This is a genomic window from Dactylosporangium sp. NPDC051485, assembly GCF_040682015.1.
In the GTDB taxonomy this organism is placed as follows: Bacteria; Actinomycetota; Actinomycetes; order Mycobacteriales; family Micromonosporaceae; genus Dactylosporangium.
The window spans coordinates 20,593-33,195 of the sequence record NZ_JBFAZW010000116.1; the positions used below are offsets into that span (position 1 = coordinate 20,593).

General features: G+C 71.8%; 11 protein-coding genes and 1 pseudogene. 3 read left to right on the plus strand and 9 right to left on the minus strand.

Going from position 1 to position 12,603, the window contains the following annotated elements:
• The first annotated feature begins 68 nt into the window (after positions 1-68).
• Entirely contained in the window at positions 69-881 is an 813-nt protein-coding gene (locus AB0M46_RS42525; RefSeq protein WP_363345680.1) for a helix-turn-helix transcriptional regulator, read from the plus strand.
• Between the two features lie 33 nt (positions 882-914).
• Entirely contained in the window at positions 915-1,457 is a 543-nt protein-coding gene (locus AB0M46_RS42530) for a hypothetical protein (protein WP_363345682.1), read from the plus strand.
• Positions 1,458-1,469: 12 nt separating this feature from the next.
• Here the strand turns inward: AB0M46_RS42530 and AB0M46_RS42535 are convergent, their stop codons facing one another.
• The 8 genes from AB0M46_RS42535 to AB0M46_RS42570 all read right to left on the minus strand — a co-directional run bounded on the left by AB0M46_RS42535 (position 1,470) and on the right by AB0M46_RS42570 (position 11,359).
• Entirely contained in the window at positions 1,470-2,063 is a 594-nt protein-coding gene (locus AB0M46_RS42535) for a hypothetical protein (protein ID WP_363345684.1), read from the minus strand.
• Between the two features lie 79 nt (positions 2,064-2,142).
• Positions 2,143-2,982, minus strand: a complete 840-nt coding sequence (locus tag AB0M46_RS42540) for a GNAT family N-acetyltransferase (RefSeq protein ID WP_363345686.1) — start codon at positions 2,980-2,982, stop codon at positions 2,143-2,145.
• A 372-nt stretch (positions 2,983-3,354) separates the two neighbouring features.
• Positions 3,355-4,521, minus strand: coding sequence for a flavodoxin-dependent (E)-4-hydroxy-3-methylbut-2-enyl-diphosphate synthase (gene ispG, locus AB0M46_RS42545; protein WP_363345688.1), 1,167 nt, complete (start codon positions 4,519-4,521; stop codon positions 3,355-3,357).
• A 38-nt stretch (positions 4,522-4,559) separates the two neighbouring features.
• Positions 4,560-5,855, minus strand: coding sequence for a M50 family metallopeptidase (locus tag AB0M46_RS42550; protein WP_363345690.1), 1,296 nt, complete (start codon positions 5,853-5,855; stop codon positions 4,560-4,562).
• Positions 5,855-7,048 (minus strand): 1-deoxy-D-xylulose-5-phosphate reductoisomerase, encoded by a 1,194-nt coding sequence (gene dxr / locus AB0M46_RS42555; protein WP_363345700.1) that lies wholly within the window; start codon positions 7,046-7,048, stop codon positions 5,855-5,857. Before dxr ends, AB0M46_RS42550 begins: the two co-directional genes overlap by 1 nt.
• Before the next feature lie 324 nt (positions 7,049-7,372).
• A complete protein-coding gene (gene aspS / locus AB0M46_RS42560) occupies positions 7,373-8,602 on the minus strand; it encodes an aspartate--tRNA(Asn) ligase (RefSeq protein WP_363345692.1) in 1,230 nt (409 codons plus the stop codon).
• 438 nt (positions 8,603-9,040) lie between these two features.
• Positions 9,041-9,739, minus strand: coding sequence for a DUF2786 domain-containing protein (locus AB0M46_RS42565; protein ID WP_363345694.1), 699 nt, complete (start codon positions 9,737-9,739; stop codon positions 9,041-9,043).
• 6 nt (positions 9,740-9,745) lie between these two features.
• A complete protein-coding gene (locus AB0M46_RS42570; RefSeq protein ID WP_363345696.1) occupies positions 9,746-11,359 on the minus strand; it encodes a Rieske 2Fe-2S domain-containing protein in 1,614 nt (537 codons plus the stop codon).
• Between the two features lie 161 nt (positions 11,360-11,520).
• Between AB0M46_RS42570 and AB0M46_RS42575 the strand changes: the two genes are divergently transcribed.
• Complete coding sequence (locus AB0M46_RS42575; RefSeq protein ID WP_363345698.1) at positions 11,521-11,739, plus strand: DUF2631 domain-containing protein; 219 nt, start codon at positions 11,521-11,523, stop codon at positions 11,737-11,739.
• 172 nt (positions 11,740-11,911) lie between these two features.
• Here the strand turns inward: AB0M46_RS42575 and AB0M46_RS42580 are convergent.
• Positions 11,912-12,603 (minus strand): annotated as a pseudogene (locus AB0M46_RS42580) (cell division protein DivIVA); the annotation flags it as partial.

The window sequence follows — 12,603 nt, forward strand, 5'->3', positions numbered from 1 at the left end:
AGAGACGCGGCGAACATCGGATCGCCGGTCCCTGGTTCGGGCAGGCGGGATCGCGCAGGATGAAGGCCATGAACCGGGCGCTGCTGGCCGACTTCCTGCGGGACCGCCGGGCGCGGGTCAGCCCGGCCGACGCGGGCCTGCCCGCGGGCGCGCGCCGCCGCACGCCGGGCCTGCGCCGCGAGGAGGTCGCCCAGCTGGCCGGCATCTCGGTGGACTACTACGCGCGGATGGAGCAGGGCCGCGGCCCCCACCCGTCGCGGCAGGTGCTCGCCGCCCTCGGCCGGGCGCTGCGGCTGTTCGAGGACGAGCGCGCGTACCTCTTCCAGCTGGCCGGCGAGCAGCCCGGCCCGCCCTCCGGCCCGAGCCAGGTCGTCTCGTCCGGCATCCGCCACCTCCTCGACCGGCTCGACGACACCCCGGCGTTCGTGATCGACGCGAAGTACGACCTCCTGGCCTGGAACGCAATGGCGATCCGGCTGATGGGCGAGCCCCCGCCCGAGCGCAACATGATCTGGAACGCATTCTGCGGCCCCTGGCCACTGGCCCCGGACTCCCCGCCCGAGGTCCTGGCCTTCGCCGACGAGTCGCTGGCCGACCTGCGGGCCGCGTCCGTGCGGTATCCGGACGACGAGGGCATCCGCTCCCTGATCGCCCGGCTGCACGCCGCGAGCCCGGAGTTCACGCGCCGCTGGAACGAGCACCGGGTGTGCGTGCGGCGGACCACGGTGAAGACCCTGACCCATCCCGCGTACGGCGAGCTGGTCCTCGAGTGCCAGCTGCTCCACGCCGACGAGCTGGGCCAGCGGGTCGTCTTCTACACCGCGGCCCCCGGCACCCGTACCGCGGACGTGCTGTGCGGTCTGCGCGCTTCGGCGGTGTGATCATGACTGGCTCTCCATCGATACGATGACGTCATGCCGCGCCCCGAACTGATTCCTCTGCCTGCCGCGGACGCGGTGACGTTCCGGCCCGGCTTCTGGCGCTCGTTCGGGGCGGCGCTGGCGATATCCATGGTGGTGCATGTGGTGCTGCTCCTCGCGACGGCAGCCACACCCCTCGCGATGTCCGTGCCGCAGTGGTTGGTGCTGAGCGGCAACGCCCTTGCCACGTCGACCGTCTACGCCGCGACGTTCGCCGCGCTGCGCTGGCGGTGGTGCCGGGACTGGCTGCGCATCTCCAGTGCGGGCCTGGAGCTGGCCAGCCGCGGCTCGTATCCGATCCTGGTGCGCTGGCCGGCGCTGGAAGCGGTGCGCCTCGTCCGGCGCTGGGGCACCCCGCTGCTGGAGGCGACACCGACCGGACCGGACGGTGTCGCGGTCCCCGCCGGTAGCCCGTCGATGCCACGACCCAGGGTCCGCGACGGCCGCGACACGTTCACCGTCGAGATCTGGCTGACACGGCCGGGCCGCGCCGCGCTGCGCTCCGCGCTGGCACGCCACCTACCGCCATCACCGTAGGCGGGACACCGCTCACGCGACCCGCGTAGCGTCGGCCACGGTCACATCCGGGTCGTCGCCCATCCGCCGGGTCGGCTCGTCCTCGGCATCGCGCCGCTCCTCCGGATCGCGCCGCGCCGCGTCCGGCCCGGCGAACTCGGAGGCCCGCTCGGACTGATGGCTGAGCCGGACGGTGAGCAGCCCCGCCTGCCGCGAGAGCCCCCCGACCATCGCCGGCACCAGCGGCAGCAGCCAGTCCGCGACCACCCCGGTGGCCGGCAGGTGCACGATGATCAGCGCCGCGAACGCGGCCGCCGCCCCCTCGGCGAGCCCGCGCCAGGTGGCCCGCCCGGCCGCGGAGGCCGCCTCGCGCCGGGGCGTCCGCGCGTTGAGCGCCTCGGCCGCGGCGAGGTCCCGCCGCCCGAGGTTGAACCCGAACACTCCGCTGGCGGCGGACAGCCCCAGCACGGTGGACACCAGCCAGCTGCGCAGGAACAGGTACGAGAGCCCGAGCACCGCCCCGCCGGCCACCACCGCGAGCAGGGCGCGCAGCCACTCTTTCTTGTCGCCGGGGTACCAGTAGTACCGGGTCGTGTTCGGCCCGATCTGCCGGATCATCTGGCCCATCCGAGCATCCCCTCGTTCGGCCGCCTGCGTTGGGGGTCCCTCGTTGATCATGCGCCCCGGACGGGCGATTTGTCCGGGATTAGAACAAAACCGTCGCGAACGTGCCGACCTGCTCGAACCCGCAGCGCTCGTACACGCGGCGGGCCGCCGTGTTGTAGTCGTTGACATACAGGCTGACCGATGGGGCCACCCTGCGCAACGCGTCCCTCACCACCGCCGCGATCCCCGCCGTGGCCAGCCCGTGCCCGCGCAGCTCGGGATCGGTCCAGACCCCCTGGATCTGGGCGGTGTGCCGCGTGACCACCGCCAACTCCGCCTTGAAGATCACCCGGCCGTGGTGAAACCGCGCGTAGGCCCGCCGCGCCCGCACGAGCTCCCCGATCCGCTCGCGATACGAGCGCTCCCCGCCGTCGGCGGTCGGCGAGACCCCGACCTCCTCGGTGTACATGGCGACGGCGGCGGGGAACAGCGCGTCGATCTCGTCGGGCCGGACCAGCCGGACCTCGGGATCGGCCGCGACCGGCGACGGCGAGCTGATCGCCATGAGTGGCTGGTTGGGCCGCACGTCCCGGGAGGGCCCCCACGTCGGCGCGAGGTGGGACCAGAGCCCGAGCACCGCGTCCGCCGAGCCGACGATCGACGAGCATCCGCGCGGCTCCCTCGCCACCATTTCGGCGAACGCCTCCACCGCGGCCACCGACGCGTGCACGGGTATGAGATTGGCGCCGATCCAGCACAGCGACTCGAGGTTGCGCCGCGACCCGTAGCCGAAGATCCGCGCGTCCTGCCGCCACCAGGCGAGCCCGGCCATCGACACGCGCTCGGCGACCTGGGCTCCCCCGAACGGGTCCAGATCGAGCAGCCGCTCCACCGACCCGCGCTCGGCGTCGCCGAGCAGTCGCGCTGCCACCGTCAGCATGCGTACCAGCCTGCCAGATCCGCCGGGGGATGGCTGCACATACCCTCGGGCCAGTGAACGGCGCGCCGCCGGACGACCGCGCGCTCGCCCGGGCCCGCTTCACCCCCGCGTCGTGATGCGCCCCGCAACCCCAGGCTCCCACAACCCTAACCATTGCCGGCGACCGGCAAACCACCACTCGCCGGGGCGACCCGCCCCGGGCCGCGGCACGCTTTCCCAGTGCGATCCGGGGACAGGGGCCGCGTCCAGAAGGGCCGGCGCGGGTGAGTGGAAACTCAGGCGTCGGACCCCGGCGGCGGCGCGCTGCTCAATTCACCGTAACAGATGGCTCCAAGTTGACCACGGGTGGAAATTCGCAGCGTGACGGCGTGCCTAGTGCACCGTGACCGACGGGCCCACGCCGCGCAGTTCCTCCGGCAGGTCGACGCCCTGCTCCTCGGCCAGGCGCAGGGCCTCCTCGACCAGGGTCTCCACGATCTGCGACTCCGGGACGGTCTTGATGACCTGGCCCTTGACGAAGATCTGGCCCTTGCCGTTGCCCGACGCCACGCCCAGGTCGGCCTCGCGGGCCTCGCCGGGGCCGTTCACCACGCAGCCCATGACGGCGACGCGCAGAGGGGCCGGGAAGCCGTCCAGCGCGGCGTGGACCTGGTCGGCCAGGGTGTACACGTCGACCTGGGCGCGGCCGCAGGACGGGCAGGAGACGATCTCCAGGCCGCGCTCACGCAGGCCCAGGGACTCCAGGATGGCGTTGCCGACCTTGATCTCCTCGACCGGCGGGGCGGAGAGGGAGACGCGGATGGTGTCGCCGATGCCCTCGGCCAGCAGGGCGCCGAAGGCGACGGAGGACTTGATGGTGCCCTGGAAGGCGGGGCCGGCCTCGGTGACGCCCAGGTGCAGCGGGTAGTCGCACTGCTGGGCGAGCTGGCGGTAGGCGCGGATCATCACGACCGGGTCGTTGTGCTTGACCGAGATCTTGATGTCGCGGAAGCCGTGCTCCTCGAACAGGGAGCACTCCCACAGGGCCGACTCCACGAGGGCCTCGGCGGTGGCCTTGCCGTGTTTCTCCAGCAGCCGCTTGTCGAGGGAGCCCGCGTTCACGCCGATGCGGATGGGCACGCCGGCGTCGGAGGCGGCCTTGGCGATCTCCTTCACCTTGTCGTCGAACTGGCGGATGTTGCCCGGGTTGACGCGGACCGCGGCGCAGCCGGCGTCGATGGCGGCGAAGACGTACTTCGGCTGGAAGTGGATGTCGGCGATCACCGGGATCTGCGACTTCTTGGCGATGGCCGGCAGGGCCTCGACGTCGTCCTGGCTCGGCACGGCGACGCGCACGATCTGGCAGCCCGACGCCGTGAGCTCGGCGATCTGCTGCAGCGTGGCGTTGACGTCCGCGGTGAGGGTGGTGCACATCGACTGGACCGACACCGGGGCGCCGCCGCCGACGGGCACCGAGCCGACCATGATCTGACGGGACTTGCGCCGGGGCGCCAGCGAGGGCGGCGGCACGGCGGGCAGGCCGAGGCTGACAGCGGTCATAAGGATGCGCCCTTACCTTCGCGTGAGGAGAACGAGAGTTATTTCAGCGTGATCGGGTTGACGAAGTCGGCGGTCACCGTCAGCAGGACGAAGACGCCGAGGACACCGATCACGCCCAGGGTGATCGGGGCCAGCTTGTAGTAGTCCACGCGGCCCGGGTCGGGGCGACCCCTCCGGGCCGCGATGAAGGACCGCACGCGCTCGAACCAGGCGATCGCGATGTGCCCGCCGTCCATCGGCAGCAGCGGGAACAGGTTGAAGATGCCGAAGAACAGGTTCAGGGTGGCGAACAGCGACAGCAGGGTCGCCCAGTCGCCGGCCTCGAACAGCTCGCCGCCGATGCGGCTGGCGCCGACCACGCTGACGGGGGTGTTCGGGTCGCGCTTCTCGCCGAGGATGGCCTTGAACAGGTTCGGGACGCGCTCCGGGATGCCCTTGAGCGACTCGAAGGTGCGCTCGACGAGGGTGGCGGTGGCCGTGAAGGTCTGGCCGGCGCCGTCGACCGGGCCGTACCGCAGGATCGGCAGGTCGGTGGTCTTGTACCCGACAGTGATGCCGAGCATGCCGCCCTGCTCCAGGTCATCCTTGGTGATCTGGTCGGGTGTCTTGGTCACGTCGGGCTTGGGCCGCTCGGCGACCGGGATGTCGGCGTTGCCGGAGAGGGTCTGGTCGCCGCGCTTGTACTGCACCGCGACGTTCTTGCCGGCGTCGGCCTTGAGCTCGTCGCGCAGCGCCTGGTTGCCCTGGATCTGCTTGCCGTTGATGGCGACGATCACGTCGCCGGGCTGCAGGCCGAGCTGGGCGGCCGGGCTCTTGGGGTCCTTGTCCTTGTCGCACGTCTTCTGGCTGTGCGTCGCCGGGTCCACCTCGTACTTCGGGCTGACGCACTGGGCGACGCTGCCGACGCGGACCGGCACATCGTTGATCTTGCTGCCGTCCGGGATGCCGACGAAGGCGAAGAGGATCCACAGCACGATCAGGGCCAGCGCGAAGTGCGTGACCGAGCCCGCGGCCATGACGATCGTGCGTTTCCACACCGGGAAGCGCCACATGGCCTTCGGGTCGTCGGCGCCCGACTTGCCGGTCTCGGGGTCGATGTCCTCCTCGGCGGGGGTCATGCCGACGATCTTCACGAACGCCCCGAACGGGAGGGCCTTCACGCCGTACTCGACGCCGTTGCGCTTGAACGCGAAGATCGTCGGGCCGAAGCCGATGAAGAACCGCGTCGCCTTCATGCCGAACCAGCGGGCGGACCAGAAGTGGCCCATCTCGTGGAGGGACACGGCGATCAGGATGCCCAGGGCGAACAGGACAATGCCCAGCGCGAAGGTCATCAGGCCCCTCTCCGGTCGGCGCCCGCCGCGATGAGCGCACGGGCATGGGCTCGCGCCCAGGTTTCGGCGGCGAGCACGTCATCGACGGTACCTGGTTCGGCAAAATCCGGGGCCTCGCCCAGGGTCCGCTCGAGCGTCTCCACGATGCCGAGGAACGGCAGATCACCCGCCGTGAAGGCGGCAACACACTCTTCGTTGGCCGCGTTGTAGATCGCCGGGCGGCACCGGCCGGCCTCCCCGGCCGCCTTGGCCAGGGCCACCGCCGGGAACGCCTCCTCGTCGAGCGGGCGCAGCTCCCAGGTGTGGGCGGCGGTCCAGTCGACCGCCGGCGCGGCGTCGGGGACGCGGTCGGGCCAGCCGAGGGCGAGCGCGATCGGCAGGCGCATGTCGGGCGGGCTGCACTGGGCGAGCGTGGAGCCGTCGGTGAACTCGACCAGGGAGTGGATCACCGACTGCGGGTGAACCATGACCTGGATGGCGGAGTACGGCACGCCGAACAACTCGTGCGCCTCGATCACCTCCAGCCCCTTGTTCACCAGCGTGGCGCTGTTGATCGTGACGACCGGCCCCATGTCCCAGGTCGGGTGGGCCAGGGCCTCCTGCGGCGTGACGCCGACGAGCTGATCGCGGGTGCGGCCGCGGAAGGCGCCCCCGGAGGCGGTCAGCACCAGGCGGCGGACCTCGCCGCGAGCGCCGCCGCGCAGGGCCTGGGCGAGCGCGGAGTGCTCGGAGTCGACCGGGACGATCTGGCCGGGCTTGGCCGCGGCGCGCACCAGGGGGCCGCCGGCGACCAGGGACTCCTTGTTGGCCAGGGCCAGGGTCCGCCCGGCCCGCAGCGCGGCCAGCGTGGGGGCCAGGCCGAGCGAGCCGACCACGCCGTTGAGCACCATGTCGCACGGCCACTCGGCCAGCTCGGTCATCGCGTCCGGCCCGGCGAGGATCTTCGGCAGCCGGAAGCCGCCGGTCGCCCAGCCGCGGCGCTGGGCCTCGGCGTAGAAGGCGAGCTGCAGGTCCTGGGCGACGGAGGCCCGGGCCACCCCGACGGCCTCGACGCCGAGCTCGAGGGCTTGGCGGGCCAGGAGGTCGACGTTGCCGCCGCCGGCCCCGATCGCGACGACCCGGAACCGGTCGGGGTTGCGACGGATGATGTCGATCGCCTGGGTGCCGATGGACCCGGTGGACCCGAGGAGCACGATCTCGCGAGGGATCACTCCTTCATTGTGTCAGGCCGCCACGGGGCCGGTCCGCGCCCTGCACGAAGCGCCCGAGGAACCTTCACAGGATCTTCGGTCCACTGTGGATCGAATGCGGCAATGCGGCCGGCGATCTCCCCCCGCCGGCCGCATCACTCATGCCTTCACAGCCCCCGCCGGAACTGATCAACAGCGGTACGAGCTGGGCAAACACGACGCGCACAGGGCGCGCCCCCATGCATCAGCGCGGTGAATCCCAGATACCGTCCCCGTTCGTACGCATGTTTCAAATTATAGATCATCATTGCTGGACCGGCAAACGATTTACGGCGCCAGCCGGTGCAGGTCCCGCGGGAAGAGCGTGGTCTCGCGCACGTTGGCCGCCCCGGTGAGCCGGGCCAGGAACCGCTCCAGCCCGATGGCGAACCCGCCGTGCGGGGGCATCCCGTGCCGGAACGCGGCCAGGTACCCGTCGAGGCTCTCCGCCTGCGGCCCGAGCGCGGCGAGGTAGTCGGCGTAGCGGTGCAACCGCTGCCCGCCGGTCACCAGCTCCATCCCCCGGAACAGCAGGTCGAACGAGTTCGACCAGCGCGGGTCGGACGGCTGCGGGTGCGTATAGAAGGGCCGTTTGGCCATCGGGTACCCCTCGACGTACACGAAGTCGGACCCGTGCTCGGCCAGCGCCCACGCCCCGATCGCCCGCTCGTGCTCGGGCGCGAGGTCGGGCTCGTCCGGCGCCGCCCCGGCGATCTTCAGCGCCTCCGCGAAGTGCAGCACCGGGATCTCGTCGGGCATCCGCACCTCGCCCAGCCCGGCGGCCGCCGTCATCGCCCGCACCACGCGGGACAACACCGCCATCACGTCCCGGTGGTCGCGCACGAAACCGAGCTCGGCGTCGAGCGACGTGTACGTGGCCAGGTGCCGCGACGTGTCGTGCGGCTCGGCCCGGAACACCGGCCCCACCTCGTAGACCCGCTCGAACACCCCGACCATCGTCTGCTTGTAGAACTGCGGCGACTGGGCGAGGTACGCCGGCCGCCCGAAGTAGTTGAGCGCGAACACGTTCGCCCCGCTCTCGGTCGCCGACCCGACGATCTTGGGCGTGTGCACCTCCGTGAACCCGAGTTCGTCGAGCGTCGCCCGGAACGCCTTGACCGCCGCCGCGGACGCCGCGAACACGGCCCGTCGCGCAGGGTGACGCAGGCTCACCGCGGCATGGTCGAGCAGCGCCGGCAACCCCGCCTCGACGGCCGGCCGGAACAGCTCGACGGGCGGCGGCTCCGCCACCGACAGGACCTCGATCCCCTCGTACGCCACCTCGAACCCGCCGGGCGCGGCCGGGTTGGCGACCACCCGCCCGGACACCTCAACCACGGACTCCTCCCCCGGCACGGCCACCCCGGGCGGCACCACGACCTGGGCCAGCCCGGCCCGGTCGCGCACGATCAGGAACGTGACCTTGGCCAGCACCCGCCGACGATGCACCCAGCCACAGAGCCGGATCGACGCCCCCGTATGGGCGGATAGTTCGGTGGACAGCACGCGGTACGACATGAAACACCTCCTGGATAGGGACACTCCCCTCCAGGTGTGGGCGATGGGGCCGGTCGCGGTGCCACCACACCTTCGCCGCGGCAAGACGCCACGGCCTCATCGGCCCCGATGACGTGGGGCCGGCCCGGCGGGGCATCCACGGCGGTCGTCACTCGCCGCCCCGCACCAAGCAGCATGCCGCCTGCGCCGCCCACGCGCGACACATATTCCCGCACGGGTGCATGGTTTCGAAGAGCCACTGCATGACTCCGGTCCGCGAAACCAGGGCGTCGTCGCTCCCGTCAGCGCCTGGTCTGGGTCGATCAGAGCGAAGCCTCATCGAGCCAGACTGGGCGAACCGGTCGGCCCTGGGGGCCTCCCTGCCAGCGCCGCCGTGCCAAGAGCCAAAACCCGCCGCGACTCCCCTGACACGACGGGCCCGATGCTGCGCGCGGAGGGTCAGCCCGTGATCTCAGAGCGGTGCGCCGTTGCGACCCGGGCGCCGCCCAGGTCGGCCCGGTGGCCGGCGGCGCTGCCCGCGTCGAAGCCGCCGCCGCTGAGCCGCCGCCGGCGGCCGGTTCTGACGTTCGGGTACTGCTCCTGCACGGCCAGGTCGACGGCGTGCTCGCGGTCGGCGAGGACCAGGGCGGTGCCCGGGGCCTCGGGCTCCGGCAGGCGGGCGGCGGCGGCCTCGAAGCGGTGGGCGACGGCGGCGCCGAAGCCGACCAGCCACGAGCGGCGCCAGGCGGCGGGCTGCTCCCCGGCGGGCACCGGCTCGCGGAGCAGCCCCCGGGCGGCCTGGACCAGCAGCGAGGCGAACAGCAGCTCGACGCCGGCCACGTCGGACTCGAAGCCGAAGAGGTGCACCGACACCCGCAGGCCGTCCGTGGTCCGCCGCTCCAGGCGGATCGAGCGGCAGCGCAGGGCGGCGGCCACCACGTGCAGCAGGTAGGCCTTCTCGCGCAGGTACGGCGCGGACAGCTCGACCAGGCGGTTGCCGACGACCGGCGCACGCTCCTCGCGGGCGTCGAGCAGGGCCTGGTCAATGCCGTACTTGGCGACCAGCGCGAGCGCCTTGGCCGTCAGGGCCTCGGCCTCCTCCGGCGTGCACGCCGGGTCCTCCGCCTTGGCCAGCAGCTTGCGGACCTTGTCGAGCACGGCCGCCTATTCGCCGCCCGCCGCCGCCTCGACCGGCTCGCCAGTCACAGCCGCAACGGCCGGGTCGGCGCCGGGAGCGGGCGCGCCGGCCGGGCGGGAGCGCAGCTCGTGGCCCACGCTCGTCAGGCAGCGGCCGCTGGGCAGGTCGAACTTCCAGCCGTGCAGCTGGCAGGTGAGCGTCTTGCCGTCGACGATCCCGAACCGGGTCAGGTCGGCCTTGAGGTGCGGGCAGCGGCGCTGGACGATCCAGTCGTCGAGCTTGATGTCCTCGGCGTCGGGCTTCTGCTCGGCGAACCAGCCCTCGGCGTACTGGAGGCGCTCCTGGGAGAGGCACTTGAAGAACGAGTAGACGAACTCGTTGTACTGCCCGATGCGCGCGGCCGAGAAGCGGCAGGACAGGAAGAGCGAGTTGACCCAGTCGACCTCCTCGACGAAGAGGAGGTGCTCGATCAGCGCGCGCTCGGTGCGGAACCGGTAGCGGACCTTCTCGTCGGCGTAGGGGCGCACCTCCTTGCCCGGGAAGTCGACCACGATCGACTCGACGGACTCGCCGTCGTAGCCGACGAGGTCGAAGCGGACCGGGCCGCCGACGCCCTTGGCGAGGTACACCGACTCGTCCAGCAGCGGCTCGATGCGCCGCCGCATCTCGGCCAGCACGTCGACCTCGGGGTGCCGCCAGCTCGCCTTGGCCGCCTCGATCACCGGGCGCTTGCGCTCGCGCATCTCCTCGAGGTGTTCGCGCTTGCGGGCGAAGAACTCCTCGACGTCGGTCGGGTGGGTCGTCTCGGCCGAGTCGGCGGTGAGCTCCATCACGGAGCCGGGCAGGAGCACGGTCGAGTTGGTGCCGCCGACCTTGGCGTACTCCTGCTGGAACACCCACTGGTCGGGGAAGATGTTGCCCTCGTCGCCGAAGATGTCGTTGAACTGCCACAGCTCGTCGTCGAGGAAGCACGGCGGGCCGGCGATCGGGATGACGTTGGACGCCTCGAGGTCGGCGATGTAGCGGAAGGTCCGGTCGAACTGCCGGTCCCGCTTCTGCTTGCCGAAGGCCCGCTTGGCCGCCTCGGGCAGCTCGTAGACCATCGGGTACCAGATGGCGCCGGAGAACTGCAGCAGGTGCGCGTGGACGTGGCCCAGGGCGTGGAACGTCGTCAGGTCGGTCGGGCGGGCGTCGTTCTGGTTGAGGAGGCGCACGCCGTCGTACTCGACCCACAGCGACGAGTCGCCGATCGGCCCGTCGGTCGGCGAGGTCAGCGCCTGGATCATGACCTTCAGGCCGCCGTCGAGCTCGTGCACCTGGTTGGTCTTCGTCTCCAGGAAGCGGGTGAAGCCCAGCGCCTCGAGCTCGTCGCGCATCTCGCTGGTCGGGAACTCCGGCAGCAGGACGGTCGCCTTCTTGGACACGAACCGCCGCAGGTGCTCGGCGTCGAAGTGGTCGCGGTGCAGGTGGGAGACGTAGAGGTAGTCGCAGTCACCGAGGGACTCCCAGTCCAGCTGGGAGTTGTCGGGGAACGGGAACCACGAGGCGAAGTAGGCGGGGTTGACCCACGGGTCGCACAGGATGCTCCCGGCCGGCGTGTCGATGCGCAGGCTGGCGTGGCCGGTCCCGGTAATACGCACCGCGATTTCCTCCTCATCGGTACTGCAGGGGCCATCCGTACACGCAGAATGCCCGCCCCGACGCTACCCGACCGACCCGCGGCCATCCTTGGCGGTGCCGCATGACAGACTTTTGGTAGGGAGCCCCGCTCCCTCACCTTGATCGCCGAAAGGACGAAACCGTGTCCGAGCACGAGCCAGTGACCTCGCCCGACCAGCACAAGCCGGGCAACCCGCGCGCGGCCCGCATCGGTGCGGGCGTGTCGGCGGTGATCCTGCTGACCATGCTCGTCGGCAACCACCACGGCCACGTCGAGGACATCTTCCTCATCGCCGGCGCCGGGCTGCTGATCCTCGCGCTCGTCGGCGACTGGGTGCTGCGCCGCAACGGCCTTCGCTGACGCTCTTCGGCACCGCGGCCGGTTGACTGACGGCCACTCCTTGATCTCGCATTCCCACAGGCGTGCGCTCACGCTGCGCGACTACGGGCGTGTGTCGTGTTTCGAACTGCACACATGAAGAGGGCGCGGCCGGAGGTTCCGGACGCGCCCTCTTCATACGTGTCGTGATCGGTCAGCGACGCCGCGTGACGATGTCGCGGACCTCCTTGAGTGCGGCGTCGACCTCGGCCTCGAAGTAGCCGCCCGGCACCAGGTTGAAGTGCGACGGGTCCAGGTCGCCGTCGGTCAGCGGGCCACCGCGGCCGGTCAGCGAGGCCATCACGCCCTCGAAGAGCCGGTCGACCTGCGCCCGGTCGTAGCCGCTGCCGAAGCGGCGCAGCTGGAACGTGCGGCGCAGCTGGTCGATGCGGGCCACCTCGGTCGACTGGTGCTGGACCGGCGGGCCGCCCTGGGGGCCGCCGTACGGGTCGCGGTCGGCCGGCGGGGCACCATACGGGTCACGCTCCGGCGGCGGGGCACCATACGGGTCGCGCTCCGGCGGCGGCGCGCCGTACGGGTCGCGGTCGGGCGGCGGCGCGCCGTACGGGTCGCGCTCCGGCGGCGGGGCGCCGTACGGGTCGCGGTCGGGCGCGTGGGTGCCGCCGTAGTTCGGGGGCTCGGGGCGCTCCATGCGGATCTCGGCCGTCATGTCCGCACGGGGGGCGCGGGGGCCCTGGTCGTAGCCGCCGCGGTCCTCGTCGAAGGCGCCGCCGTAGGTGGGCTCGTCGTAGCGGCCATAGCCGGCGTCGCGCGGCGGGCGACCATGACGTGGCCGGACGGCACCTTCGCGATCGTGAGCTACGCCGGCGGGGGTTACCTCGACCT

What these genes read in the sequence shown, in the direction of transcription:
- AB0M46_RS42535 (WP_363345684.1), bottom strand. Translation starts at nt 2,063, where the DNA reads ATGGGCCAGATGATCCGGCAGATCGGGCCGAACACGACCCGGTACTAC.
- AB0M46_RS42540 (WP_363345686.1), bottom strand. Translation starts at nt 2,982, where the DNA reads ATGCTGACGGTGGCAGCGCGACTGCTCGGCGACGCCGAGCGCGGGTCG.
- AB0M46_RS42525 (WP_363345680.1), top strand. Translation starts at nt 69, where the DNA reads ATGAACCGGGCGCTGCTGGCCGACTTCCTGCGGGACCGCCGGGCGCGG.
- aspS (WP_363345692.1), bottom strand. Translation starts at nt 8,602, where the DNA reads ATGTCGTACCGCGTGCTGTCCACCGAACTATCCGCCCATACGGGGGCG.
- AB0M46_RS42550 (WP_363345690.1), bottom strand. Translation starts at nt 5,855, where the DNA reads ATGACCTTCGCGCTGGGCATTGTCCTGTTCGCCCTGGGCATCCTGATC.
- ispG (WP_363345688.1), bottom strand. Translation starts at nt 4,521, where the DNA reads ATGACCGCTGTCAGCCTCGGCCTGCCCGCCGTGCCGCCGCCCTCGCTG.
- AB0M46_RS42530 (WP_363345682.1), top strand. Translation starts at nt 915, where the DNA reads ATGCCGCGCCCCGAACTGATTCCTCTGCCTGCCGCGGACGCGGTGACG.